Here is a 26,771-nt window from a genome sequence, read left to right as displayed (position 1 = left end):
CCCTGGCACTTATGCCTGCCGCCGCTCCAGTAACAACTGGAACCCTATGGGACGATCCGGTGGCGTCATAGCTCCGCTCCTTTGTCCATTGCGACGTTGTCGTCACGAAGCACAAATCGCAAATGCCTGCGGCGTCTCGCAGGCCGCCTTTGGGCGGCGAGGCCATCGAAAGACGGCCGTCTTCGTTGACTGCTGGAGACTGCTCCCGTCAGCTGGTGGCGTCAACCATCAATAGCCGGTTACCGAAAAATGTGATCGCCGGGAGGTTACGTGCAGGTCAGCTTTTGCACAGCTTTGTCAGGAGCGTGTTCGGCCTTTGTTCTTTCCGCTTGCCCGTTCACGCGAAAGACGGTTAAACGCTTTGGTCGGGAATTGTGGCGTCTCTCGACGTGGCGGCAAAACTACCTACATAGGGGATGGCCGGGAAAACCCGCCATTCCAGGAAATTCCAGATTCTGAGGCGGCGACCGGCTATGGCCGACCATAAATATCTTTCCATTCGCGGGGCGCGCGAACACAATCTGAAGAATGTCGATCTCGACTTGCCGCGTGACAGCCTGATTGTCATGACCGGCCTGTCGGGGTCCGGCAAGTCATCGCTTGCCTTCGACACGATCTATGCCGAAGGCCAGCGCCGCTACGTCGAAAGCCTGTCGGCCTACGCGCGGCAATTCCTTGAGATGATGCAGAAGCCTGACGTCGACCAGATCGACGGCCTGTCGCCCGCCATTTCCATCGAGCAGAAGACCACCTCGAAGAACCCGCGTTCGACGGTCGGCACCGTCACCGAGATCTACGACTATATGCGGCTGCTTTTTGCGCGCGTCGGAATCCCCTATTCGCCGGCCACCGGCCTGCCGATCGAGAGCCAGACGGTTTCGCAGATGGTCGACCGCGTACTGGCGATCGAGGAAGGCACGCGCCTGTTCATCCTGGCGCCGATGGTGCGCGGCCGCAAAGGCGAATACCGCAAGGAATTGCTGGAGTTGCAAAAAAAGGGCTTTCAGCGCGTCAAGGTCGATGGCGTCTTCTATGAGATCGCCGACGTGCCGGCGCTCGACAAGAAGTACAAGCATGACCTCGACGTCGTCGTCGACCGCATCGTCGTGCGCGGCGATCTGGCGACGCGGCTTGCCGATTCCATCGAAACGGCGCTGAAGCTGGCCGATGGGCTTGCCGTGGCCGAATTCGCCGACAAGCCGCTCGATTCCAGCCAGACCGGCGAGGATTCGGTCAACAAGTCGAAGAACGAGACGCATGAGCGCATCCTGTTCTCGGAAAAGTTCGCTTGCCCGGTCTCCGGCTTCACCATTCCGGAAATCGAACCGCGGCTGTTCTCGTTCAACAACCCGTTCGGCGCCTGCCCGACCTGCGACGGTCTCGGCAGCCAGCGCGCCATCGATGGCAATCTGATCGTGCCGGACGAGAACATCTCGCTGCGCGACGGCGCCGTCAGCCCGTGGGCGAAGTCGACCTCACCCTATTACGCGCAGACGCTGGAAGCGCTGGGCAAGGCCTATGGCTTCAAGCTCGGCGACAAGTTCAAAGACCTGACCGAAGAGGCCCAGGAAGCCATTCTGCGCGGCACCGGCGAGCGCGAGATCACCTTCCAGTATGATGACGGCCTGCGCTCCTACAAGACGACAAAGACTTTCGAAGGGGTCATCCCCAATCTCGAGCGGCGCTGGAAAGAGACTGAATCCGCCTGGATGCGCGAGGAAATCGAGCGCTTCATGTCGGCGACGCCTTGCCCGGTCTGCAAGGGCTATCGGCTGAAGCCCGAGTCGCTGGCGGTGAAAATCGCCGGCAAGCACATCGGCGAAGTCACCGAACTTTCCATCCGCAAGGCCGACCAGTGGTTCACCGACCTGCCTGCGTCGCTCAACGACAAGCAGAACGAGATCGCGGTGCGGGTCTTGAAGGAGATCCGCGAGCGGCTGCGCTTCCTCAACGATGTCGGGCTCGACTATCTGACGCTGTCGCGCAATTCCGGCACGCTGTCGGGCGGCGAGAGCCAGCGCATCCGGCTGGCGTCGCAGATCGGCTCGGGTCTTACCGGTGTGCTCTATGTGCTGGACGAGCCATCGATCGGCCTGCACCAGCGCGACAATGCCCGTCTGCTCGATACGCTGAAGCATCTGCGCGACATCGGCAACACGGTGATCGTCGTCGAGCATGACGAGGACGCCATCCTGCATGCCGACTATGTCGTCGACATGGGCCCGGCCGCCGGCATCCATGGCGGCGAGATCATCGCCCAGGGCACGCCGCAGCAGGTGATGGCCAATCCCAATTCGATCACCGGCAAATACCTGTCGGGCGCGCTCGAAGTGGCGACGCCCGGCGTGCGACGTGAAGCGAAGAAGAACCGCCGCCTGAAGATCGTCGGCGCGCGCGGCAACAATCTGAAGAACGTCACCGCCGAAATACCGCTCGGCACCTTCACCGCCGTCACCGGCGTGTCCGGCGGCGGCAAGTCGACCTTCCTGATCGAGACGCTGTTCAAGGCTGCCTCGCGCCGCATCATGGGCTCGCGCGAACATCCGGCCGACCACGACCGCATCGAGGGCCTCGAATTCCTCGACAAGGTCATCGACATCGACCAGTCGCCGATCGGTCGCACGCCGCGTTCGAATCCCGCCACCTATACCGGCGCCTTCACGCCGATCCGCGACTGGTTCGCTGGCCTGCCCGAAGCCAAGGCGCGCGGCTACCAGCCGGGACGCTTCTCCTTCAACGTCAAGGGCGGCCGCTGCGAGGCCTGCCAGGGCGACGGCGTCATCAAGATCGAGATGCACTTTTTGCCCGACGTCTACGTCACCTGCGACGTCTGCCACGGCAAGCGCTACAACAGAGAGACGCTCGATGTCGTGTTCAAGGGCAAGTCGATCGCCGACGTGCTCGACATGACGGTCGAGGAAGGCGTCGACTTCTTCGCCGCCGTGCCCGGCGTGCGCGACAAGCTCGAAACGCTGAAGCAGGTCGGCCTCGGCTACATCCACATCGGCCAGCAGGCGACGACGCTGTCCGGCGGCGAGGCGCAGCGCATCAAGCTCGCCAAGGAACTGTCGCGCAAGGCAACTGGCAAGACGCTCTATATCCTCGACGAGCCGACCACCGGGCTGCATTTCCACGACGTCGCCAAGCTGTTGGAAGTGCTGCATGAACTGGTCGACCAGGGCAACACGGTGGTGGTCATCGAGCACAATCTCGAAGTGATCAAGACCGCCGACTGGGTGCTCGACCTCGGCCCCGAAGGCGGCGACGGCGGCGGCGAACTGGTTGCCTCCGGCACGCCGGAAGTAATCGTGCGCGAGAAGCGCAGCTACACCGGCCAGTTCCTCAAGGAGCTTCTGGAGCGGCGCCCCGGAGGCAAGCGCGAAGCGGCGGAGTGATCGGACCGGTTGGCGCCTGGAGAGCTTTTGAATGAAAATCAGAAGAGCGCTTGCCGGTGATCTCCAAACTGTCGTCTCGCTGACGGAAGCGGCCTATGCGCCTTACACTGCACTGTTAGGCGCACCGCCGATCCCAGTCACCGAAGACTATACGCCGCGCATCGCGCGCGGCGAGGTGTGGGTGTTGGAAAGCGGCAGCGAAATTGCCGGAGTACTCACACTGGAACGGCACGACGATCACGCGATGATCTTCTCCGTCGCGGTCTCTCCTGACTTTCAGGGCAAAGGCTTCGGTATTGCGTTGCTCAAACACGCGGACGAACAGACGCGGCTGTGGCGCTTGCCCGAGGTGCGGCTTTACACCAACGCCAGGATGGAGCGGAACATCGCGCTCTATCTGGCCTACGGTTTCCACGAAACGGGTCGCCGGCCCAATCCCTACCGGCCGGGATGGGTGCTCGTCGACATGGCAAAAGTCGTCGATGATACCACCGCGGCCTGATTTTTTCAGCACTGGGAGGATGACAATGAGCACATCGGGAACAATCCGCGCCGGCATGGGCGGCTGGACCTTCGAGCCCTGGGATACGTCCTTCTATCCCGACAAGCTTCCCAAGGCCAAGCAGCTGAACTACGCCACTCGCCAGGTGCCGAGCATCGAGGTCAACGGCACTTACTATTCCAGCTTCAAGGAGCCGACCTTCGTTAAATGGGCCAACGAGGCGCCGGACGGTTTCGTGTACTCGCTAAAGGGCAACCGCTTCGTCACCAACCGGCGCGTGCTCGGCGAGGCCGGCGAATCGATGATGCGCTTCCTCGGCTCGGGTGTTGCCGCGCTCGGTGAAAAGCTCGGGCCGATCCTGTGGCAGTTCGCGCCGACCAAGAAATTCGATCCGGACGATTTCGAAGCCTTTTTGAAACTGCTGCCGGAAAAGCAGGACGGCGTTGGGCTGCGCCATGCGCTCGAAGTCCGCAACGACAGTTTTGTCGTGCCGGAATTCGCAGCACTTGCCCGAAAATACAAGGCCGCGATCGTTTACGCCGACCATGCCAAATATCCCGACATCGCCGATGTCACCGGTGATTTCGTCTACGCCCGGCTGCAGACCGGCAGCGATGACAATCCCGACTGCTACACGCCGAAAGGCCTCGATGAATGGGCCGCGCGGGTAAAGATTTGGGCGCAAGGCAAGCAGCCGGCCGACCTGCGGCGCGCCGACCCCGCCACCGATGCGCCGGTCAAGCCGCGCGACGTGTTCGTCTACTTCATCACCGAGGGCAAGGTGCGCGCGCCGTTCGGCGCCATGGCACTGATGAAGCGAGTGGACCAGGGTCAGCCGGTGCCCTGACGCAGCGGAATCATGGCATCTTCGCTACCGTCGTAACCTTATCGATACCTCCTTGCTGCATGAATCCAGCCGAACCAGTCGCAGATTTGGGCCGCCGCGGGCAAGGACGAGGGGCATGTCGCTCGACTACACTTCACTTCTGCTGGCTGTCGGTTTTTCCGCTGCCTGCCTGAGCCTGACATTGTTTGGCATGTGGCTGACCGCTCGCTCGGAGAAATTCCTGCTGACATGGGCGATCAGTCTGGTGTTCGTGGTCGGCGATATTTTTGTCTATGACGCCTATATCGATATGCCCGGGCGCCTGCTCGGCATCGCCACGCTGGCTTTCCTCCTGCTCGGTTTCTCGACAATGCTGGGCGCGGCCTACCAGTTCAGAACCGGCGGCTCGCCAGTGCCGCGAACGGTGCTTGGCAGCGCCATTTCGCTGGCCGTGACGTTGCCTCCGATGGCTCTAGGCTATGACGGGCTGGGCTTCATGTTCGAAAATGCCTTCGCCGCCTTGCTTCTGTTCGCAACGGCGGTCGAATACTGGAAAGGCCGCGACGAAGCCCCTGCCCTGACGATCGGTATCACCGCGCTCTATTCCGCCACGGCCGCATCCTTCGCTCTCTGCGCCATGGTTCTAGCCTTGGATGGAAAGCTGGTCCTTGGACATGCGCCAAGCAACTGGGCCGAGGAACTGAGCCTCATCATCGTCATCGCCAGCATGACCGGGATCGGGGCGCTTTCCCTGGCCCTGAACCAGGGACGTCTGGCCCGGCATCACCGCCACAATGCCCTGACCGACCCGCTGACCGGCCTGCTCAACCGCCGCGCCCTGTTCGACCTGCACGGCGATGCGCCGGTCGGCGCCTTCACGGCGGTGGTCGTCTTCGATCTCGACAACTTCAAGGCCGTCAACGACGAATTCGGCCACGCCGCCGGCGATGAGGTGCTGAAGGTGTTCGCACGGGAACTCGCCGGCAATCTCCGCCCGGGCGACGTCGCCGCGCGCATGGGCGGCGAGGAATTCGCGCTGGTGCTGAAGCGGACCTTGCCCGAAACGGTGGAGGCCACCGCCGAGGCCATACGGACAGCTTTTGCCGCGCACCGCATCGAAACCGAGACAGGCTCGCTGATATGCACGGTCAGTGCCGGATTTGCTTTCGGCACCAAGGAAGGTCTCGGCTTCGACAAGGTGCTCAATACCGCCGACAAGGCGCTCTACGACGCCAAGCGCGGTGGCCGCAACCGCGTCACCGCCTCTCCGTTCAGGCGCGCAGGCTGATCGCGCATCTGTGGCAGCCACGATCACGATGAGCTGTGCGACTTCCAGAGCATTTCACCGTTTCAAGGAAACGGCGAGCTGCTCTAACCCGTTGTCTGATGCAATTATCCAGGGAAAGCGCTTCGCACTTTTCCCAGAATTGCTCTACGCCGCCATCACGATTTCATTGAATGCATCCAGGTCGACATAGAAGACCTTGGTGATCTCCTCGATCAGGTCGTCATGGCCGTAGCCTTGGGACTTCAAGATGTTGATGGCAGTGATGATATCGACGCGCTCGGTAAGCCGCCGCTTCTGGTAGTCCTCGACGTAACGTTCCATGGCTGTCCCTTAGCCTGTGTGCCCAAACGCGTTGAACGACAAAGATCGCAGGAGAGAAGCTAGGAAGCCTTGCTTGCGTGAGACTTGCCGGTGATAGCCGCGGCCTCGATCTGCGATAAACCAGACTGGTACGGAAGCGGCCGACTCACAAAAGCCTAGGAAAAGACTAGCACGCAGTTGCCGATGCACCAGAGACGCTGATGCAGGGCCGGAGAAATATTGGATTTGGCAAGGACTTCGGATCGTCAACTGAAGTGCGGCGGCGATTCTACACCGTCAGGAACTTCCGGACATCGGCACGGTCCAGATCTTCCGCCGGACCGGTATGGACGATCACGCCCCGGTCCATGATGTTGACCTCGTCGGCGAGTTCGCGGCAGAAATCGAGATATTGTTCGACCAAAAGCACGGCGATGCCGGCTTGGTCGCGCAGGTAGCGGATGGCGCGGCCGATGTCCTTGATGATCGACGGCTGGATGCCTTCGGTCGGCTCGTCGAGCACCAGCAGCTTCGGCCGCATCACCAATGCCCTCCCGATGGCGAGCTGCTGCTGCTGGCCCCCGGAAAGATCGCCACCGCGACGGCCGAGCATCTGCTTCAGCACCGGGAACAATTCGAAGACATGTGCAGGAATGTTGCGGTCGGCCCGTTTCAGCGGCGCGAAGCCTGATTCCAGGTTCTCCCGCACGGTGAGCAGCGGAAAGACCTCCCTGCCCTGCGGTACGAATGCGATGCCCGACCGGGCGCGGTCATACGCCGCGCTCCGGTCGAGCGCCTTCCCCTCGAAGGCAACGCTTCCGCTCGTCAGCCGGTGATGGCCGACGATCGATCTCATCAAACTGGTCTTGCCGACGCCATTGCGGCCGAGCACGCAGGTGATCTTGCCGGCGCCCGCCTTCAGCGACACGCCGCGCAGCGCCTGGGCGGCGCCGTAGTGCAGCGTGGCATTGGAAACTTCGAGCATGTCAGCGCCTTTTCCAGAACCGCAGAAACGACAAATCGAAGTGATGGAACTGCACCCGCCAAACCATGCTCATCTCCCCAGATAGACTTCGACGACACGCTCGTCGGCCGACACAAAATCGAGTGTGCCCTCACTCAGCACCGAGCCCTCATGCAGGCAGGTGACCTTGACGCCGAGCTCGCGCACGAAATGCATGTCGTGCTCGACGACGATGACCGAATGGTCGCGGGCAATATCCTTGAGCAGCCGCGCGGTTTCCTCGGTCTCGGCATCGGTCATGCCGGCGACCGGCTCGTCGACCAGAAGCAGCTTCGGATCCTGCGCCAAGAGCATGCCGATCTCGAGCCACTGCTTTTGTCCATGGCTGAGATTGGCCGCCAGTTCGTTACGCTTGTCGCCAAGCCGGATGATGCCGAGGATGTCATTGATCTGGCGCGTCTCGGCGGTTGAGCGGCGATGAAACAGCGCCGGGTAGATCGAGCGCGGCCCCTTTAGCGCCAGCATCAGGTTTTCCTCGATCGTGTGGCTTTCGAACACGGTCGGCTTCTGAAACTTGCGGCCGATGCCCATCATGGCGATCTCGGCCTCATCATGCTTGGTCAGATCGACCTCGCCGTCGAAGAACACGTCGCCTTCGTCGGGCCGCGTCTTGCCGGTGACGATGTCCATCATCGTCGTCTTGCCGGCGCCGTTGGGGCCGATGATGGCGCGCATCTCACCCTTGTCGAGCACCAGCGACAGATTGTTGATGGCGCGAAAGCCGTCGAAGGAGACCGAGACGCCGTCGAGATAAAGGATCGTGTTCGACTTTGACATGGTCGCTCACTCCGCCGGCTGCGGTTCGGGGTTGCTGGCGGACCAGTCGCCGGGCTTTCTCGCCTCGCTGCGAACGATTTTCGCCGGCGGCGGGACGTCGGCATCGGTGCCGGCTTCCTCGGCAATCGAAGCTGCCCGCAACGCCCTGGCGTTGCCGCGCCAGCTGTCCCACATGCCGATGATGCCCTTGGGCAGCAAGAGCGTGACGGCGACGAACAGCCCACCCAAGGCAAACAGCCAGAATTCCGGCAGCACGCCGGTGAACCAGGATTTGCCGGCATTGACCAGCAACGCACCGATGATCGGTCCGACAATGGTGCCGCGCCCGCCGACGGCGGCCCACACAACGACCTCGATCGAATTGGCCGGCTCGAATTCACCCGGATTGATGATGCCGACCTGCGGCACGTAGAGCGCGCCGGCTATGCCGGCCATGACGGCCGAGACGGTGAAGGCGAACAGTTTTACGTTCTCCGCCCGCCAGCCGAGGAAGCGCGTGCGGCTCTCGGCATCGCGCACAGCCATCAAGAGCTTGCCGTATTTGGAGCCGACGATCGCCCAGGTGACGAAGACGGCTAGCGCGAGCATCACGGCGCTGGCGGCAAACAGCGCCGAGCGCGTCGCGTCAGCCTGCACGTTGAAGCCCAGAATATCTTTGAAATCGGTCAGGCCGTTGTTGCCGCCGAACCCCATGTCGTTGCGAAAAAAGGCAAGCAGCAGCGCGTACGTCATCGCCTGGGTGATGATCGAGAGATAAACGCCGGTGACGCGGCTGCGGAAGGCGAACCAGCCAAAGACGAAAGCGAGCAGGCCGGGCACCGCGAGCACCATGAGGCCGGCGAACCAGAAATGGTCGAAACCGTACCAGAACCAGGGCAATTCCTTGTAGTTCAGGAACACCATGAAGTCGGGCAAGATGGGATTGCCGTAGACGCCGCGTGAGCCGATCTGGCGCATCAGATACATGCCCATCGCATAGCCGCCGAGCGCGAAGAAGGCGCCGTGACCGAGCGAGAGTATGCCGCAATAGCCCCAGACAAGATCGAGCGCCAAGGCGAGCAGCGCATAACAAAGATATTTGCCGGTGAGCGCGACGATGTAGGATGGGACGTAGAAGGCGCTGGTGGGAGACACCGCAAGGTTGAGCAGCGGCACAATGACGGCCACCGCCAGCAGGATGAAGATCGTGATGGCGACGCGGCGGTCCGCGCCGGCGGCAAAGAAGCGTCCCGTGATCATGCTTCCACCGCCCTGCCCTTGAGCGCGAACAGGCCGCGCGGGCGCTTCTGGATGAACAGGATGATCAGCACCAGCACGACGATCTTGCCGAGCACCGCGCCCGCATAGGGCTCGAGGAACTTGTTGACGATGCCGAGCGAGAAGGCGCCGACCAGCGTGCCCCACAGATTGCCGACGCCGCCGAAGACAACGACCATGAAACTGTCGATGATGTAGCCGCGACCGAGATTGGGCGAGACGTTGTCGATCTGGCTGAGCGCGACACCGGCAATGCCTGCAATGCCGGAGCCGAGCGCGAAAGTCAGCGCGTCTACCCATGGCGTCCTGATGCCCATCGAGGCGGCCATGCGCCGGTTGGCGGTGACGGCGCGCATCTGCAGGCCCCAGGGCGTGCGCTTCATCACGTAGAGCAGGATGCCGAAGACAGCGAGCGCGAAAACCAGGATCCACAGGCGGTTCCAGGTGATCGCCAACTGTCCGACATTGAACGAGCCCGACATCCACGAGGGGTTGCCCACCTCCTGGTTGGTCGGCCCGAAGATCGAACGCACGGCCTGTTGCAGGATCAGCGAGACGCCCCATGTCGCCAGCAGCGTTTCAAGCGGCCGGCCGTAGAGGAAACGGATGACGCCGCGCTCGATCATCAGGCCGACCAGGGCCGCGACGAGGAAAGCCAGCGGCAGCGCAATAACCAGCGACCAGTCGAACAGGCCGGGAAAGGAGGTGCGGATCACCTGCTGGACGACGAAGGTCGTGTAGGCGCCGAGCATGACCATCTCGCCATGCGCCATGTTGATGACGCCCATGACGCCGAAGGTGATGGCAAGGCCGATTGCCGCCAGCAGCAGCACCGAGCCCAGCGAAATGCCGTACCAGATGTTCTGGCCGGCATCCCAGAAGGCCAGCGTCGAATTGATGTTGGCGATCGCGGCTGTCGCCGCTTGCCTGACCGCGTCGGTGGAATTCACCTCGACAGACGTGAGCAACGAAACCGCGTCGCGGTCGCCCCGCGCCCCGATCAGCGCGATGGCAGCGAGCTTGTCGGCTTCAGGCCGGTCGGAGACCAGAACGGAGGCGGCACGAGCCTGTTCGAGCAGCGCCTTGACGCTTGCCACGCTCTCACTGGCGATTGCCGTGTCGAGCGGTCCGATGTTTGCGGCGTCGGGCGTCTTGAACATGGTGTCGGCGGCGGCAACGCGCACGGCCGGATCCTTGGCGCCAAGCGTCAGCGTGCCCAACGCATCGCGGATGACGCGACGCAGCGTGTTGTTGACCTTGACCTTGGTGATGCCGTCCTTGGCCGCCTCGCCCGATGCCTCGCCGCTCAACGGGTCGGAAAGCTGGACGCTTTCGCCCGCTTCCTTGCCGACAAACACCAGGGAATCGGCCTTGCGGACATAGAGGTTGCCGTCGGCAAGTGCCGCAAGCGGCCGCTCTACAGCCGGATCGCCGGCGGCCGCCAGTTCGTGGACGACGGCTCCGATCTCGGAAAAGCCCTTGGCCGTGGCGAATTTGGCGATGATGCCGCGCAGATCGGCTTCGCCGGCGCCGGAGGACGACAGCGTCGCCAGCAGGAACAACAGCATCAAACCAATCGTACGAAACAGGTTCATCGGTCTCTGGTAACCCCTGAAGGTTGAAGTGGGCGTCCGGACGGCGGAGGAAGCCGTCCAGACGCGCGCGGTCTGACTAGGTCAGCCCTGGGAGGGATCAGTTCGTGCCCTTGCCGCCGCACTTGCCGGTGGCAACATTGAAGTTGCCGCAGGACAGAGGCGCGCGCCAATCGGAGATCAGGTCCTTGGAATCAGGCAGATAGTCGGACCATTCGTCGCCCATCACCAGGCCCGGCGTGCGCGACACGGTTTCGAACTGGCCGTCGGCCTGGATTTCGCCGATCAGCACCGGCTTGGTGATGTGGTGGTTCGGCATCATCGTCGAATAGCCGCCGGTCAGGTTCGGCACCGAGACGCCGATCATGGCGTCGATGACCTTGTCCGGATCGGTGGTGCCGGCCTTCTCGACCGCCTTCACCCACATGTTGAAGCCGATATAATGGGCCTCCATCGGGTCGTTGGTGGTGCGCTTGTCGTTCTTGATGAACTTGTGCCAGTCGGCGATGAACTTCTTGTTCTCGGGCGTGTCGACGCTCTCGAAGTAGTTCCAGGCGGCGAGATGGCCGACCAGCGGCGCGGTGTCGAGACCGGCAAGCTCTTCCTCGCCGACCGAGAAGGCCATGACCGGAATATCCTCGGCCTTGACGCCCTGGTTGCCGAGTTCCTTGTAGAACGGCACGTTGGCGTCGCCGTTGACGGTCGAGACGACGGCGGTCTTCTTGCCGGCCGAACCGAACTTCTTGATCGCCGAAACCTCGGTCTGCCAGTCGGAGAAGCCGAACGGCGTGTAATTGACCATGATGTCTTCCGCAGCCACGCCCTTGGCCTTCAGATAGGCTTCGAGGATCTTGTTGGTGGTGCGCGGATAGACGTAGTCGGTGCCTTCCAGCACCCAGCGCTTCACCGAACCGCCATCCTCGCTCATCAGATAGTCGACGGCCGGAATGGCCTGCTGGTTTGGCGCCGCACCGGTGTAGAACACGTTGCGCTCACTTTCCTCGCCCTCATACTGGACCGGATAGAACAGGATGTTGTCGAGTTCCGAGAACACCGGCAGCACCGATTTGCGCGACACCGAGGTCCAGCAGCCGAACACCGCCGCGACCTTGTCCTTGGAGATCAGCTCGCGCGCCTTTTCGGCAAACAGCGGCCAGTTGGAAGCCGGATCGACGACGACCGCCTCGAGCTTCTTGCCGAGCAGGCCACCCTTGGCGTTCTGCTCGTCGATGAGCATCAGCATGGCGTCCTTCAGCGTCGTCTCCGAAATCGCCATGGTCCCCGACAGCGAATGGAGAATGCCGACCTTGATCGTGTCGTCGGCGGCCTTCGCCGGAGCGGACATCAACAGGCCGGCGGCGACCACGCTCGCCGAAAACATTTTTGTTATTGTCGAGAAATTACCCCTCATATTACGGACTCCCAAGCTGGTTGATTGCACCGCAACACTACAAAGCAACCCCCATGCCAACCGCTCTGGCAATCCCGAAAGGGCACAAATAAATTAGAAATATCAGCACCTTGGAATATAGAGCTTACAAAACAAAGAGAGGTGGCCAGAAATCGATTGAGGGAAATTTGCGCAGCTTGCGCTGCTGCTGCCTATTTTTCGATCATTTGCCCAATCTGCCTAGATTTTGGTCTCACCGGTGCCTCAGGCGACCGATGTTGCGGCGCGGTGCAAAAATAGGGCAAGCTCGCTCTTCAAGCGAGCGACGTCATGGTTTCAGGTATTTCACGTATTTTCATCGGCATAGTACTTCTGACGGCAGCAACCGGGGCAGCGCGAGCCGACTTCAGCGACGGCAAGATGCCTGACGGCGCCTATCATTGCGAAGTGTACCTGCTTGGCATGTTCCTCAGCCTCGGCGACATCACCATCAAGGGGAACGTCTACAGCGGCCCCGTCTACACCAGCCTCGGCGTCTTCGGCACCGCGCGGCAGGGCTATAACTATCAAATGGACGCAAACGGCGTGATCTCGTGGCTGGGGCCGCTGGGCGGATATACCGCCGGCGGCAATTCACTGTCGCTGACCCAGGCGACGCTGGACGGTGAAACCGCGCCTTCCTTCGACATCATCATGAAGCAGCCCGACGGCGCCTTCACCGCCTCGACCTGCACCAAGCAATGAGGCGGCAAGAAAAAGGCGCGGAACCTTGCGGGTTCCGCGCCAGCAGTCTGTCGGGAGGATGTGACTAGATCGTCTTTGCCGACATTTGCGCGGCGATGTAGTCGGCTTGGCGGATCGCGAGCGACACGATCGTCAGGGTCGGGTTTTCGGCGGCCCCGGTGGTGAACTGGCTGCCGTCCGACACGAACAGGTTCTTGATGTCGTGCGCTTGGCCGTGCTTGTTGACGACGCCGTCTTCCGCTTTCTCGCTCATCCGGTTGGTGCCGAGATTGTGGGTCGACGGATAGGGCGGCGTCGGGAAGGTGCGGGTGGCGCCGACCGCATCGTAAAGTGCCGTAGCCTGCTTGTAGGCGTGGTTGCGCATCGCGGTGTCGTTCGGATGGTCGTCGAAATGCACGTCGGCGATCGGCATGCCGTGCGCGTCCTTTTCGTCGGTATGCAGCGTGATGCGGTTCTCCGCACGCGGCATATCCTCACCGACGATCCACAGGCCGGCCATGTGGTCGTAGTGATCGAGTGCGGTGGTGAACGAGCGCCCCCAGGCACCCGGATCAAGGAACGCCGCCATGAACGGCAGGCCGAGCGACAGCGTCTCGAACTCGTAGCCACCCACGAACCCACGAGACGGATCGTGCCGCGCCTCGTCGCGGATGATGCCGGCCATGGTCGTGCCGCGATACATGTGCACCGGTCTGTCGAAGATGGCATAGACCGAGCCGGTGGTGTGACGCATGTAGTTCTTGCCGACCTGACCCGACGAGTTGGCAAGCCCATCGGGGAATTTTCCCGACGCCGAATTGAGCAGCAGCCGCGGGCTCTCGATCGAATTGCCGGCAACCGCGACGATGCGCGCCTTCTGCTCCTGCAGCTTGCCGTCCTTGTCGGCGTAGACGACGCCGGTCACCTTTCCGCTAGCGTCGTGGTTGATCTTGATCGCCATGGCGTTCGGCCTGACTTCGAGATGGCCTGTCGCCTCGCCCTTGGGGATCTCGGTGTAGAGCGTCGACCATTTGGCGCCCCATTTGCAGCCCTGGAAGCAGAAGCCGGTCTGCTGGCAAGACATGCGGTCGTCACGATCGACCGAATTGATCGCCATGTTGCCGGTGTGGCATTCCTTATAGCCGAGATTGTCGGCGCCGGCCTTCAGCACCTTGAAATTGTTGTTGCCCGGCAGCCGCGGCCAGTCATTGGTGCCGGTGACGCCCATCTTGGCTTCAGCCTTGGCATAGTAGGGCTCCAGCTCGGCCAGCGTGATCGGCCAATCGAGCAGGTTGGCGCCTTCCAATTTGCCGTAGGTCGACAGCGTCTTGAACTCATGCTCCTGGATGCGCAGCGAAGCTCCGGCCCAATGCGTGGTCGAACCGCCGACCGACTTGACGATCCAGGCCGGCAGGTTGGGAAAGTCTTTGGCCACACGCCAGTCACCCGACGTGGTGCGCTTGTCCGTCCAGGCGAGCTGGCTGAACGAACCCCACTCGTCATTGATGAAGTCTTCGTATTCGTGGCGCGCGCCGGCTTCCAGGATGACGACGTCGACACCCTTCTGGGCGAGTTCGTTGCCGAGCGTGCCGCCGCCCGCACCCGAGCCGATGATGACGACCACGCCGTCGTTGTTCAGATCAAATGAAGCTGCCATGGTTTCCTCCCATGATTTCTGTTTGCGGGTTCAGGAACGACGGGGCTCAGAGCCACTCGATGTCGTCGAAACCGCGCGCGATGTAGCCGCCCTTGGAATAGGACTCGCCCTCGTAACCGAAGATCGGCCACACCTCTTTCTGGTTGTAGAGGCTGACGACGAGGCCGCCTCTGATGGCCTGGAAGAATGGCGTCACCTCGATTTGCTTCAGCACGGCGATCCGCTGGTCCTCCCAGCCAAGGCCGCGATAGCCGCCGCCACCGGACTTCTTGTCGAGGTCGGCGATGCCGTCCTCGAGCATCGACTTGTAGGCGGCGTCCTTGCCGGCCTGCTCGTCATGACCTTTCACGGCAATGGCGTAATATTTGTCCGGAACCCGATCGTGCGGATAGATGTCACGCGCCATCTGGATCAGCGTCGCCATGGTTTCGGGCTTGAGTGCCGATGTCTCGAGCCCCCAGGCATGTTCGGGGCTGATGACGGCGCTGCCGGAGATGACGAGCAGCGCACCGATGCCGCCGCGTCTGAGAAGCTCTCGACGGGAAAGCCCAGGCTTCGCGTCATAGATCGTGACCATTTTATTCCTCCCTGCTTGCTATGTGCGCTCTGCTCAGAACGCCGTTGCTGGCGCGCCGCCCCTCAGAGGCGGCTGCGATGTCTCCTATTGGAAGCGACCTGTGCGTTGCAGAACTTCGATCTTGTAGCCGTCGGGGTCCTCGATGAAGAAAAAGCGGGCGATCAGCGATCCGTCGCGGTTGAACTCGACGATCTTCTTCGGATTGAGGCCAAGCGCACCGAGACGGTCATGTTCGCTGTCGAGATCGGCGACCGAGACAGCGAGGTGACCGTAGCCGTCGCCGAGCCCGTAAGGCTCTTGCCGATCCTTGTTCACGGTCAGTTCGAGTTCGAACCCCGACTCTGCGTTGCTGAGGTAAATGAGCGTGAATGTCTCGAAGTCCAGCCTGTCGGCGACATCGAGCCCGAATGCATTTCTGTAGAAATCGACCGATCGGGCCTCTTCGAGAACCCGGATCATGCTGTGGATCGCCTTGGCCAAATCAGTCTCCGCTCTGGTGTGGAGACGATTATGAGCGGCACGGACAAAAGGTGGTGGCAGCCGGTTACCACGCCCGAAGCCGTGAACCGTCCTCCATCGCCAACAAGGACAAAAGTTCGATTGCCGTGGCGGCGATTTTGCCCGAGAATGCATGTGGGGACAGGTCAAGCAGTATCAAACTGCACGCCCGTCCACCCAAGACCAACAATTATGGGAGGTTTGTCGGATGTGCAGGGTGTTTGCGGGCCAGGATCCCGAAGGCTATCGCCAGATCAACCGCTCGATTCGCATCGACGGCCACTCGACCAGCATCCAGCTTGAAGGAACATTCTGGGCGTTGCTCGACGAGATCGCCGAAAACCAGAACCTGACGACGCCGAAATTCATCTCCAAGCTCTATGACGAAGCCATAGAGATCAACGGCGCCATCCCGAACTTTGCGTCGATGCTGCGCACCACCTGCGCGCTCTATCTGCGCGGCCATCGGCCAGGGATGGATGAGCAGATGGTGCCGAAGCGGGAGGCCGCTTAGCGTATTGCGCTCAGCTGAGTTCTTGGGCGAGCCCGATGAGAAGCCCTCCAGGCCCTCGAATGTAACATAGCCGATACACGTCTCTATACTGGACGACTTCGCCTTCGAGCCGCGCACCGCGATTGCGGAGCCTTTCGAGCGTCCCGTCAATGTCGTCCACAGTGAACATGACGCGGAGGTAGCCCAGGGCGTTTACCGGGGCGTTGCGGTGATCCGCGACGACAGGCGGCGTGAGGAAACGGGACAGTTCGAGCCGGCTGTGGCCGTCCGGCGTCCGCATCATGGCAATCTCGACGCGCTGATCGCCCAGTCCCGTGACACGTCCGGCCCATTCTCCTTCGATCGTAGCCCGCCCTTCGAGCTCAAGGCCGAGCTCGCCAAAGAAACCAATCGTCTCTTCAAGGTCATCGACGACGATTCCTATGTTGTCCATCCGTTTGAGCGCCATGGTGTTCAGTCTACAAGGTGTCGTCCAGGTCGTAAACTCATTAGCCTGCTTGCCAGCTGAGCAAGTATGATCAAGGGATCTTGAGAGCCTGGTGATGCGTCGCGGTGGGCCTGGCATTGACCGCGACCTCGAACGCCACCCGGTCAGTGGCTGGTTCCTGATTCATGCCTGATGGCACGACGCTGTTTCTATCGGTCCAGCATCCGGGCAGGTAGGCGGATGCTTCGCGAGATCGTGGCCCGACTTTCGGGCAGCCATCCGGCTTCAACAACACACCCAGACCCGATCGGCAGTCGACCGAACCCTCGCTAACGATTTTGTGATGTGGTTGACGAGGTCATTTTCATCTCGCAGTCTATCGGCATTCGATCTGCGGATTAACCCAACTATCGTTGTCATGATTACTTGGGCGTCACTTCCCGGGCGCGTTCTCTTATTTTTGAGATTCCTAATATGAACCATCGCAATCCTGTTCGAATGAATCGGCGTCTTTTCCTGTCCTCGGTCGCAATATTTACGGCAACCGCGACATCGGCCGGTTTTGCGCGATCGTTCTCGGGCACTTTGCCCTGGACGCCAATGGCATCCGATCCACCCACGCAGGTCGTGGCCGGCGGCTGGCACTTTTTCTCAGCCCAGGAAGCAGCCCTTGTCGAGGCGATCGTCGACCGCATCATTCCGGCCGACGAGCTCAGCATGGGCGGCAAGGAAGCCGGTTGCGCCGTCTATATCGACAGGCAGTTGATGGGGGCGTTCGGAGCGTCGAGCCGGCTTTACACGCAAGGCCCGTTTCTGCCTGGACTGCCCACCCAGGGCTATCAGGGCGAGGCCAATCCGGCGCAGCGTTACCGCACCGGGCTTGCCGCCATCGACGCCTTCCTGAAACAGCGGGACGGCAAGACATTCGTCGAGCTCGCACCGGCCGAACAGGATGCCTTCCTGACGGCAATGGAGGCCGGGAAAGTCGACCTGCCCAATGGCGTCAAGGGTCCCGGTTTCTTCGGGCTTCTGCTGCAGAACACCATGGAAGGGTTTTTTGCCGACCCCGTCTATGGCGGCAACAAGGACATGGTCTCGTGGCGCATGCTTGGTTTTCCAGGTGCCCGCTACGACTACCGCGACCATGTCAGCAAACACAATCAGCCATATCCGCATCCGCCTGTCTCGATCATCGGGCGTCCCGAATGGCTCGGCAAAGGCGCCTGATCATGACCAAGATACTGCCTCGCAAAGACGTCGTGATCGTCGGCCTCGGCTGGACGGGATCCATTCTGGCCCACGAATTGACCGATCAGGGCCTGGACGTGGTGGCCATAGAGCGCGGCCCCTGGCGCGACACGGCAACCGATTTCAACATCGGCTATGCGCAGGACGAGTTGCGCTACAGCATCCGGCGCGACCTCTTCCTGCAGCCGACCGTGGAAACCATGACGGTGCGCAATGACCCGTCGCAGAAGGCGCTGCCGATGCGCGATTTCGGCTCCTTTCTCCCCGGCAACGGCGTCGGCGGCGCCGGCGTCCACTGGAACGGCCACACCTGGCGGTTCTGGGATTCGGACTTTCAGATAAAGACCAATCTGACGAAGAAATACGGTGCATCGAGAATCGCCGATCTCCAGGTCGAGGACTGGGGCGTGACCGGCGCGGAGATGGAGACCTATTACGACCAGTTCGAGTATCTGGCAGGCATCTCGGGCAAGGCCGGCAATATCAAGGGGCAGTTGCAGGAAGGCGGCAATCCGTTCGAGGATCCAAGGTCGCGGGATTATCCGAACCCGCCGATGCAGATGACCTACGCGCCAACCCTGTTCGCCGAGGTCGGCCGGTCGATCGGCCTGCATCCCTTCCCGACCCCATCCGCCAACATGTCGCGGGCCTATGTCAACCCGCTCGGCATCGCCATGGGTCAATGCACCTATTGCGGGTTCTGCGAACGCTTCGGCTGTGCCAACTATTCGAAGTCAAGCGCCCAGACCACCGTCCTTCCCGTGCTGATGAAGAAGTCGAATTTCGAGGTTCGCACCGACAGCGAGGTGCTGCATGTCGAGCTGGCCCCCGGAGGCAAGTCGGCGCGCGGCGTCACCTATGTCGATACGTCAGGCGAGGAATATTTCCAGCCGGCCGATCTGGTGCTGCTGTGCGCTTACGGCCTGCACAATGCCCGGCTGATGATGCTGTCCGGCATCGGCAAGATCTACGACCCCGGCAGTGGCGAAGGAACGGTTGGGCGCAATTACTGCTACCAGACAAATGCCGGCGTGCAGGTGTTCTTCGACGACAAGAACTTCAACCCGTTCATCGCCGCCGGCGCGCTCGGTCAGACGATCGACGATTACAATGGTGACGCGTTCGACCACGGCGCGCTGGACTTCGTCGGCGGCGCGGGCATCAACTGCATTCCCACCAACGGGCGCCCGATCGGAACCAGGCCGACCTTGCCCGGCACGCCGAAATGGGGCAGCGCCTGGAAGAAGGCAACGGTCGAGGGTTACAGGAGCACGCTTGGCTACTCGTCCCAGGGAAGCAGTTACGCGACGCGCAACAACTACCTCGACCTCGACCCGACCTACAAGGACCGTTTCGGTCGTCCGCTGATGCGCATGACGTTTGATTTTCCCGACAATGACATCCGCATGTCGAACTATGTCTGCGACCGGATGGAGGAAATCGCCAAGGCGCTCGGCGGCAAGCAGTACGCCGTCGGCCGCCGCAAGAAGGGCTGGGACAGCGTCCCCTACCAGAGCACCCACAATACGGGCGGCGCCATCATGGGAACGGACCCGAAGAAGAGCGCGGTCAACACCTTCCTCCAAAGCTGGGACGTCCCCAATGTCTTCGTCATCGGCGCGTCGGCCTTCCCGCAGAATGCCGGCAAGAACCCGACAGGAACCGTCGGCGCGCTCGCCTTCCGTGCCGCCGATGCCATCCGCAATCAATATCTGCGCAATCCCGGTGCACCCCTGGTGCAGGCATGAACAAGCTCGTTTTCACGCTCGCCATCGGCGCCGCGGCCCTCAACGCGGGCCCGGCACGGAGTGCCGACCAGGCGGACCAGATCATACGTGGACAGTATCAGGCCGTGCTCGGCGACTGCGCAGGCTGTCATACGCAGGCCGGGGGCAAACCGCTGGCTGGCGGACTGCCGCTCGAAACGCCGTTCGGCATGCTTGTCCCGCCCAACATAACCCCCGACGGCGAAACGGGCATCGGCAATTGGTCGGAAGCCGATTTCCGCAGCATGATGAAGTCAGGCATCGGCCACAATGGCGTGCGGCTCTACCCCGCAATGCCCTACCCCGCCTATACCAGGATGAACGATCGGGACATTTCCGACCTGTGGGCCTATCTGACGACGGTTGAACCGGTATCGAACAAGGTCGAGGCCAATCAGCTGCCCTTCCCGTTGAACATCCGGCTGGCGATGCTGGGCTGGAATGTCCTCAACTTTACCGAGGCAAGCTTTCAGCCGGATTCCTCCAAGTCGGCGGAGTGGAATCGCGGCGCCTATATCGTCCAGGGTGCTGGACATTGCGGCACCTGCCACTCGCCCAAATCTTTCCTTGGCGCCGACAAGGACAGCGAGTTCCTGCAAGGTGCCTCCCTGCAAGGCTGGTTTGCCCCCGACATCACCAACAATGCGCAATCGGGCCTTGGGAAATGGTCTCAGGAGGATCTGGTCCAATACCTCAAGACCGGCGTCAACGCGCATTCGATTGCATCAGGTCCGATGGCGGAGGCCATCGAGAACTCCACGTCGAAAATGACCGATCCCGATCTCAAGGCGGTTGCAGTCTACCTCAAGAGCCTGGGCTCGGATGTCGACAGCGTCCAACCGGCAAAGCCTGACGCGACACGGATGGCAACGGGCGAGGCAATCTATCGCGACAATTGCTCGGCTTGCCATGGTGGAGATGGTGCCGGGTCAGGCGTGCTTTTCCCTTCCCTTGCCGGCAATTCGATCGTCGCGCAGGGCAGTTCCGAAACATTGGCCCGGCTCGTCCTTGCCGGCAGCCAGGCCGTGCACACGGCTGATGCACCGACTACGCCCGCCATGCCCTCCCTGGCCTGGCGCCTGAAAGACCAGGAGGTCGCCGACGTCCTGACCTATGTGCGCGCCAGCTGGGGCAACGCCGCCCCGGCGGTCTCCTCTGACGATGTCGCTGCCGTACGCAAGGGGCTGACCCGGTAGACCCGTACTCTAGCTCTCTGCTGCGACAGCGAGCGCCAGACGGCTCATGTCTGCGAACAATTCCTGGCGCTCGGAATAGTCGGTCTGTTCGCCGGTCTCGATGTTGTCGACCACGACACACATCGACAGCGCACGCGCTCCGAAATGCTCCGATATGCGATAGAGCGCGCTGGTTTCCATGTCCACGGCCAGGGCTCCTTCCGACCGCGCAACGGCAAAACGGGCGCGCCCTTCCGGGTGATAGAAGATGTCGCTGCACACCGTCAGGCCGACATGATGGTCGATGCCGAATTCTACCGCCTTGGCCAGTGACGATGCGAGAAGCGCCGGGTCGGGGCCAGCGGGTCCATAGAGGCCGAAGACCTGGCCGCTCTGGGCGCTTTCCGCCTGTGCCGATTGTGAGATGACAAGGCTGCGCAGTTTCGCCTTTGCGGTCAGGCTGCCGCAGGTGCCGGTGCGGATCAAGGTCCGGGCGCCATAATGGTCCAGCAGTTCATGCGCATAGATCAGAAATGATGAAACGCCGATGCCCGTCGCCTGAATGCTGATGGACTTGCCACGAAACAGCCCGGTGAAGCCAAGCGTGCCGCGGCGGCGATTGATGCAGCGCGGCGCTTCCAGGAACGTTCGCGCCATCCACTCGGCACGCTGCGGATCACCCGGCAACAACACCGTGTCGGCGTAGTCGTCCTTGTCCGCTTCGTTGTGCGGCGTCACAAGTTGCTCCCCTAAGCCTTCCTGCCGTTTCACCCGCAATCATGGCGTTGTCACGGCGTTGTGCAAGGAGGAACATGGGAAAGGCTCTAAGACTCCAGCACGTCCTTGACGATCGTCGCCAGTTGCTTGAGCGAAAACGGCTTGGGCAGAAAGCCGAAATGCGCATCTGCCGGGAGGTTTCTGGCGAATGCGTCCTCGGCGTAGCCGGACACGAAGACGAACTTGATGTCCGGCTGGCGCTTGCGCAATTCACCAAGCAGTGTCGGTCCGTCCATTTCCGGCATGACCACGTCGGAAACGACGATATCGACCTTGCCGCCCAGCGCCTCGAACACTTCCAGCGCCTCGACGCCCGACGATGCCTCGTGCACGGTGTATCCACGCGAGGTCAGCGCCCGCATGCCGCCCATGCGCACGGCATCCTCGTCCTCGACGAGCAGCACCGTGGCCGAGCCCGACAGATCCTTGGCCGGATCGGCGACCTTTGCCGGCGCCGCCGGCGCATCGCCGGGCTCGCCTGCTTTTTTCGCTTCGGCGATGTGACGCGGCAGGAAAATGCGGAAAGTCGAGCCTTTGCCGACTTCGGAATCGCAGAAGATGAAGCCGCCGGTCTGCTTGATGATGCCGTAGACCATCGACAGACCAAGGCCGGTGCCCTTGCCGACTTCCTTGGTGGTGAAGAAGGGTTCGAAAATCTTCTTCAGCACGTCGGGCGCGATGCCGCTGCCGGTGTCCTCGACTTCGACCACGACATAGTCCGCCGGGGCGAGTTCGCGGTAGGAAAAGGCCTTGCACTCCTCGGCGGTGACATTGCGGGTGCGCACGGTGAGATCGCCGCCCGCCGGCATTGCGTCGCGCGCGTTGACCGCAAGGTTGACCACCACCTGCTCGAACTGCCCGATATCGACCTTGACCGGCCACAGGTCGCGGCCATGGTCGACCTTCAGCTTGATGTCGTTGCCGACCAGGCGGGCGAGCAGCATCCTGAGATCGGCGAGCACGTCGGTCAGGTTGAGCACTTCCGGTCGCAATGTCTGCTTGCGCGAGAAGGCCAGAAGCTGCCGCACCAGCGAAGCCGCCCGGTTGGCGTTCTGCTTGATGTTCATGATGTCGGGGAAGGACGGGTCCGACGGGCGGTGGTTGGTCAACAAAAGGTCGGACGCCATGATGATGGCAGTCAGCACATTGTTGAAATCATGCGCGATGCCGCCGGCAAGCTGGCCGACCGCCTGCATCTTCTGGCTTTGCGCCATCTGCCCTTCGAGCGCTTTCTGCTCCGTTGTCTCGACGGCGTAGACGATGGCCGACTCCTCGGCGCCCTCGCCGCCGGTGCCGTCGGCGACGGCGTTGACGTAGAAGCGGATGTGCCGTTCGTCGTTGCCGGGCAAAAGCGTGTCGATCGGCTCGATGTCGGCCTGCCGCTGCTGCGCTTTCTCGAAGGCAGCCGCGAAGGCCGGCCGGTCGCGTTCATGGATCACCGTGTCGAGCCGTACGCGACGGTCGACGGCGTCGCGATCGACGACAGACGAAAACAGCGACAGGAACGGCGCATTGGTACGCAGGATGCGCCCATTGTGGTCGACGCCGGCGATCGCCATCGGTGTCGAGTTGAAGAAGCGGGTGAAGCGCACTTCCGAAGCCCGCAAATCGGCAGAGGCATCCTCGCCTTGCGTGCGGTTGAGCACGATCGTGCGTGTCGGCCCGTTCAATCCTTCGCGGCTGGCCGAAACGCGGTGCATGAAGCGCACCGGCAGCGCTTCGCCCGTCGTGGTCGTCAGGTCGAGATCTATCACCGCGTTGCGTGTGGTGCCGGGGTCGGCCTTGACCGAGCGGACCAGCGCCATGCCGTCGCCGGCCACGATCTCCGACAGAGACACGGCGCCGGGCGTGAAGCTGGTGAGGTCGATGCCCAGCCATTCGGCGAGCGTGGCGTTGATATAGGTGACGCGGCCCTCCTGGTCGGCCGAAAAGAAGCCGGCCGGCGCGTGGTCGAGATGATCGATCGCCTTCTGCAGATCGAGGAAGAAGCGCTCCTGCTCGGCCCGCTCCTGCGAGATGTCGGCAAGCTGCCAGGCCAGCATCGGCAGCCGCTGGCCTGGAACGCTGAAGGCGCGGGCGCGTGCCCGGTACCAGCGGGCGCCAGGCTCGGCACCGGGCCGAATGGACTGTGCGAGCCTAAACTCGCCGTCGCCCGGCTGGCCGTCGCGCAGGCCGGATGCCAGGCGATAGATCGTCACCGAGGCTTCGGGGACATCCGAGAGCAATCCCTCGACGGTCTTCAGGTCGGCAGCGGACGATGCTCCGGTCATATCCGCATAGGCGCGATTGGCGTAGACGACGCGGCCCTTGGTGTCGGTGACGAGAAGCCCCTGCGACATCGAATCGACGAAGGATTTCGACAGTTCGTCGCCTGTCGAGCGTGGCGTGACCTGCACGAAGCCGATCGCCGTCGCGAACAGGAAGCCGACGCCGATCATCGCCAGCACGCCGAGCATGCCGAGCAGGAAAGGATCGCCGAGGCGCTCGCGGAAAAGCCCGAAGACGATCGCCGCCCCCGTCAGAACGACGATGAAAATGATAAGCCGGGTGACCGCGCCGGGTCGCGTATTCTGGTCGACGATCGGTACCGGATAGAAATCGCCGCGCGCTTCCTTGGCCATGTGCCCCCTGCTCGTGAATTCCGGTGTTCCGACACCCGCCCCTAGCGGGTTGAATCACATTCTCCTAGTCCGGAAAAGGCCTGGGCGGCAAATGTCGGATAAAAATGATGTCTTCCAGGCTTCGGAGTTTTTCTAGCTGTTCACCAGCGTGAAACGCAACTTGCGGTGGCCCGCTGCAACGGTCTAGTGTCTCTTCACTTCCAAGGGCGATCAGGGGAACCCAATGCAATGGCTCGATAGCGTGGCAGGTCCCGGTTATGCCGCAGCATTGTTGTGGACGTTTGCAGCGCTTGTCCTGCTGGTTATCGTTCTCGTTATCATCAAGCTGGTGCGCAACCTGACATTCGGAACCTTCGTCGCCGGTGGCCGGAACCGCAAGACGCGACTGGCCGTCATGGATGCCACCGCCGTCGACAGCCATCGCCGGCTGGTGCTGATACGCCGTGACGATATCGAGCACCTGCTTCTGATCGGCGGCCCGACCGACGTCGTCGTCGAGCGCGATATCCGACTTTCGGCGCTACGCCGGCCGGCATTGACCGGAGATGGCGGCTTGCAGCCGGTTCCGGCCGCCGCGGCCCCGGCAAGACCGCGTCCGCCGCAACCCGCTCCGCCGCCGGCGAGACAGGCTCCCGCTCCACAGCCGGTGAACACGACGCCACCCGCCCGCCCGCGTACAACAGCGCCGCCGGCACCTGCACCGAAGCCGGCAACGCAAAGCTATCAGCCGACCAATGTCACGCCGTTGCCTGCCTACGGCTCCGCCAACGCCAACACCGCCCGGCACGCGCCGCCCCCACCGCAGCCGGTGCAGGACAGCATCGACGACACGCTGATGAGGGAACTCGAAGTGTCGCTGGATCAGCCCCGTTCGGGCGGCCCGGTGGGCAAGCCGGCGGCGCCGCAGTCGCTCGACGACGAGATGACCAAGCTTCTCGGCGAACTCTCCAGTCAGAAGAGATGAGCAACCGCCGGGTCGCTATCCCCGCGGAAAACATCGTCGCCGGTCTACTGGTCTACTGCCGAACCACCTCGTCCGAAGCGCCAAATATCAAGGGTTTACTGCCTTCGCCCGCCCTGAGCGGTGGATGCCGCACCAATAAAAATGGCCGGAAAACCGGCCATTTCAGAATCGAGTTCGTTCGATGACAGCCGGCCGTGAGCCGCCGGCCTTGACCTTCAGTCGTCGCGATAGACTTTTTCGCGGCGCTCATGCCGCTCCTGCGCTTCGATCGACAATGTCGCGATCGGACGTGCATCGAGCCGCTTCAGCGCGATCGGCTCGCCGGTCTCTTCGCAATAGCCGTAAGTGCCTTCGTCGATGCGCTGCAGGGCGGAATCGATCTTTGCAATGAGCTTGCGCTGACGGTCGCGGGCCCTGAGTTCGATGGCGCGGTCGGTTTCCGAAGAGGCGCGATCGGCCAGATCGGGGTGGTTGGCGTTTTCTTGCTGCAGGATTTCCAGTGTTTCGCGCGCTTCGCGCAATATGTCATTCTTCCAGGTGACGAGCTTTGAGCGGAAGTAGGATTTCTGCCGCTCGTTCATGAACGGCTCGTCTTCGGAGGGTACGTAATCGGCGGTAACGATGTCGTTCATTCGACTCACCCAAACTGCCCCAATTTTGGCGCCTATATATTCGTCGTCCGACGCCTGCACAAGCGCAATCGGCCGCTGTCTCACGCAATTGTTAAAGTACCCGTCACGCGTCTCTGCGGCCGCGTACGGTCGCTTTGGTACAAAATTCGCCGAGACACTTTCGATCCGGTGGCACATGCTTTCCGAGATTGCCGTGACCCCGGGGGCCGATACGCAAGAGACCTTTGCAGCAAGCAGCATTGGGTGATTCGCCGTGTTGAAGAGCACGGGCCATTGTGCGCAACGCCGTTCTCGTGGCTAATCCCGGGACGCTTCGGCATTCGGAGGTTGGGTGAGCAGGCTTTATCTGTTGCGACATGCAAAGGCTGGCTGGGCACTGCCCGGCATGCGGGATTTCGATCGCCCGCTCGATGCCTCCGGCCGCGCCGATGCCGAAATGGTGGGGGCCGCCATGCGCTCCCGCCTCTATGTTCCGGACCGGACGCTCTGCTCCAATGCCAAGCGCGCCAAGGAGACGCTGGAAGGCCTGGCCGGCCAGACCGACACCGGCCGGGTTCTGTTCTTCGACGCGCTCTACAGCGCGGACGCGGCCGGGTACCTCCACCTTATCCGCGACAATGGCGGATCAGGCTCATTGCTGGTCATTGGCCACAACCCGATGATGGAAGACCTCACCATGGCAGTTTCGGGCGACGGCGACGAAACCGCGCGGGCCACGCTGAACCATGGGTTCCCGACCGCGGGCCTGGCGGTCGTCCGCTTCGACGGCGATCTTGCCAGCGCCGCCCAAGGCACCGGCTATCTCGAAGCGTTCCTGACGCCGGCCGATCTCTGAAGCCAT

At 62.1% G+C, this 26,771-nt stretch carries 24 protein-coding genes; 11 read left to right on the top strand and 13 right to left on the bottom strand.

The annotated features are described in order from the left end of the window. Positions 1–473 precede the first annotated feature (473 nt). The 4 genes from uvrA to NKJ11_RS20735 all read left to right on the top strand — a co-directional run bounded on the left by uvrA (position 474) and on the right by NKJ11_RS20735 (position 6,011). Positions 474–3,395, top strand: a complete 2,922-nt coding sequence (gene uvrA / locus NKJ11_RS20750) for an excinuclease ABC subunit UvrA (protein WP_352612951.1) — start codon at positions 474–476, stop codon at positions 3,393–3,395. 31 nt (positions 3,396–3,426) lie between these two features. Continuing rightward, positions 3,427–3,897 (top strand): GNAT family N-acetyltransferase, encoded by a 471-nt coding sequence (locus NKJ11_RS20745; RefSeq protein ID WP_352612952.1) that lies wholly within the window; start codon positions 3,427–3,429, stop codon positions 3,895–3,897. Positions 3,898–3,922: 25 nt separating this feature from the next. Then, on the top strand, positions 3,923–4,744 hold the full coding sequence (locus tag NKJ11_RS20740; RefSeq protein ID WP_023813004.1) for a DUF72 domain-containing protein: 822 nt from the start codon (positions 3,923–3,925) through the stop codon (positions 4,742–4,744). Positions 4,745–4,859: 115 nt separating this feature from the next. Further along, the gene (locus NKJ11_RS20735) at positions 4,860–6,011 is read left to right on the top strand and encodes a GGDEF domain-containing protein (protein WP_023813005.1); all 1,152 of its coding nucleotides are present in this window, start codon (positions 4,860–4,862) and stop codon (positions 6,009–6,011) included. Between the two features lie 144 nt (positions 6,012–6,155). On the opposite strand, the gene NKJ11_RS20730 is transcribed toward NKJ11_RS20735, so the two are convergent. The 6 genes from NKJ11_RS20730 to urtA form a co-directional block, all read right to left on the bottom strand. After that, entirely contained in the window at positions 6,156–6,332 is a 177-nt protein-coding gene (locus NKJ11_RS20730) for a hypothetical protein (RefSeq protein WP_023759335.1), read from the bottom strand. 268 nt (positions 6,333–6,600) lie between these two features. Beyond that, on the bottom strand, positions 6,601–7,296 hold the full coding sequence (gene urtE, locus NKJ11_RS20725) for an urea ABC transporter ATP-binding subunit UrtE (RefSeq protein ID WP_023813006.1): 696 nt from the start codon (positions 7,294–7,296) through the stop codon (positions 6,601–6,603). Positions 7,297–7,365: 69 nt separating this feature from the next. Next, entirely contained in the window at positions 7,366–8,112 is a 747-nt protein-coding gene (gene urtD / locus NKJ11_RS20720; RefSeq protein WP_352612956.1) for an urea ABC transporter ATP-binding protein UrtD, read from the bottom strand. Positions 8,113–8,118: 6 nt separating this feature from the next. Further along, positions 8,119–9,351: an urea ABC transporter permease subunit UrtC gene (gene urtC / locus NKJ11_RS20715; RefSeq protein WP_352794197.1), complete on the bottom strand. Its 1,233-nt coding sequence runs from the start codon at positions 9,349–9,351 to the stop codon at positions 8,119–8,121. Further along, positions 9,348–10,964, bottom strand: coding sequence for an urea ABC transporter permease subunit UrtB (gene urtB, locus NKJ11_RS20710; protein ID WP_352794195.1), 1,617 nt, complete (start codon positions 10,962–10,964; stop codon positions 9,348–9,350). Before urtB ends, urtC begins: the two co-directional genes overlap by 4 nt. Positions 10,965–11,061: 97 nt before the next feature. Further along, entirely contained in the window at positions 11,062–12,372 is a 1,311-nt protein-coding gene (gene urtA / locus NKJ11_RS20705; protein WP_352794193.1) for an urea ABC transporter substrate-binding protein, read from the bottom strand. Between the two features lie 309 nt (positions 12,373–12,681). Here urtA and NKJ11_RS20700 point away from each other — a divergent pair, with 309 nt between their 5' ends. After that, entirely contained in the window at positions 12,682–13,095 is a 414-nt protein-coding gene (locus NKJ11_RS20700) for a hypothetical protein (RefSeq protein ID WP_352553018.1), read from the top strand. 64 nt (positions 13,096–13,159) lie between these two features. On the opposite strand, the gene NKJ11_RS20695 is transcribed toward NKJ11_RS20700, so the two are convergent. From NKJ11_RS20695 to NKJ11_RS20685, 3 genes are all read right to left on the bottom strand, one after another. After that, a complete protein-coding gene (locus NKJ11_RS20695) occupies positions 13,160–14,731 on the bottom strand; it encodes a GMC family oxidoreductase (protein ID WP_352794191.1) in 1,572 nt (523 codons plus the stop codon). A gap of 46 nt (positions 14,732–14,777) precedes the next feature. Then, complete coding sequence (locus NKJ11_RS20690) at positions 14,778–15,308, bottom strand: gluconate 2-dehydrogenase subunit 3 family protein (RefSeq protein WP_352794190.1); 531 nt, start codon at positions 15,306–15,308, stop codon at positions 14,778–14,780. Positions 15,309–15,392: 84 nt separating this feature from the next. Beyond that, positions 15,393–15,788, bottom strand: a complete 396-nt coding sequence (locus NKJ11_RS20685; RefSeq protein ID WP_023813014.1) for a VOC family protein — start codon at positions 15,786–15,788, stop codon at positions 15,393–15,395. Between the two features lie 226 nt (positions 15,789–16,014). Here NKJ11_RS20685 and NKJ11_RS20680 point away from each other — a divergent pair, with 226 nt between their 5' ends. Continuing rightward, on the top strand, positions 16,015–16,320 hold the full coding sequence (locus NKJ11_RS20680) for a ribbon-helix-helix domain-containing protein (protein ID WP_023813015.1): 306 nt from the start codon (positions 16,015–16,017) through the stop codon (positions 16,318–16,320). Positions 16,321–16,330: 10 nt separating this feature from the next. On the opposite strand, the gene NKJ11_RS20675 is transcribed toward NKJ11_RS20680, so the two are convergent. Further along, positions 16,331–16,768, bottom strand: a complete 438-nt coding sequence (locus tag NKJ11_RS20675) for a VOC family protein (protein WP_023813016.1) — start codon at positions 16,766–16,768, stop codon at positions 16,331–16,333. 579 nt (positions 16,769–17,347) lie between these two features. Between NKJ11_RS20675 and NKJ11_RS20670 the strand changes: the two genes are divergently transcribed. From NKJ11_RS20670 to NKJ11_RS20660, 3 genes are read left to right on the top strand one after another with little or no spacing between them, the layout of a single operon-like run. Further along, a complete protein-coding gene (locus NKJ11_RS20670) occupies positions 17,348–17,974 on the top strand; it encodes a gluconate 2-dehydrogenase subunit 3 family protein (protein WP_352794188.1) in 627 nt (208 codons plus the stop codon). A 2-nt stretch (positions 17,975–17,976) separates the two neighbouring features. Then, a complete protein-coding gene (locus NKJ11_RS20665) occupies positions 17,977–19,743 on the top strand; it encodes a GMC family oxidoreductase (RefSeq protein WP_352612815.1) in 1,767 nt (588 codons plus the stop codon). Then, entirely contained in the window at positions 19,740–20,957 is a 1,218-nt protein-coding gene (locus NKJ11_RS20660) for a cytochrome c (protein WP_352612814.1), read from the top strand. Before NKJ11_RS20665 ends, NKJ11_RS20660 begins: the two co-directional genes overlap by 4 nt. 9 nt (positions 20,958–20,966) lie before the next feature. On the opposite strand, the gene NKJ11_RS20655 is transcribed toward NKJ11_RS20660, so the two are convergent. Together NKJ11_RS20655 and cckA are read right to left on the bottom strand one after the other, a co-directional pair. Then, on the bottom strand, positions 20,967–21,674 hold the full coding sequence (locus tag NKJ11_RS20655) for a purine-nucleoside phosphorylase (protein WP_352612813.1): 708 nt from the start codon (positions 21,672–21,674) through the stop codon (positions 20,967–20,969). Between the two features lie 86 nt (positions 21,675–21,760). Continuing rightward, positions 21,761–24,334 carry a cell cycle histidine kinase CckA gene (gene cckA / locus NKJ11_RS20650; protein WP_023813021.1) on the bottom strand — a complete coding sequence of 858 codons (2,574 nt, stop codon included), beginning with the start codon at positions 24,332–24,334 and terminating at the stop codon, positions 21,761–21,763. Between the two features lie 223 nt (positions 24,335–24,557). On the opposite strand from cckA, the gene NKJ11_RS20645 reads away from it, so the two are divergent. Next, positions 24,558–25,298 carry a hypothetical protein gene (locus NKJ11_RS20645; RefSeq protein ID WP_352440300.1) on the top strand — a complete coding sequence of 247 codons (741 nt, stop codon included), beginning with the start codon at positions 24,558–24,560 and terminating at the stop codon, positions 25,296–25,298. Between the two features lie 215 nt (positions 25,299–25,513). On the opposite strand, the gene dksA is transcribed toward NKJ11_RS20645, so the two are convergent. After that, positions 25,514–25,930 (bottom strand): RNA polymerase-binding protein DksA, encoded by a 417-nt coding sequence (gene dksA / locus NKJ11_RS20640; protein WP_013531862.1) that lies wholly within the window; start codon positions 25,928–25,930, stop codon positions 25,514–25,516. A gap of 331 nt (positions 25,931–26,261) precedes the next feature. Here dksA and NKJ11_RS20635 point away from each other — a divergent pair, with 331 nt between their 5' ends. Continuing rightward, positions 26,262–26,765, top strand: coding sequence for a SixA phosphatase family protein (locus NKJ11_RS20635; RefSeq protein ID WP_352612812.1), 504 nt, complete (start codon positions 26,262–26,264; stop codon positions 26,763–26,765). Positions 26,766–26,771 lie beyond the last annotated feature (6 nt).

Source organism: Mesorhizobium sp. M0243 (assembly GCF_040321775.1).
In the GTDB taxonomy this organism is placed as follows: domain Bacteria; phylum Pseudomonadota; class Alphaproteobacteria; order Rhizobiales; family Rhizobiaceae; genus Mesorhizobium.
The sequence above is the reverse complement of the archived record's forward strand: the minus strand, read 5'-3'. Positions and strand labels throughout refer to the sequence as shown.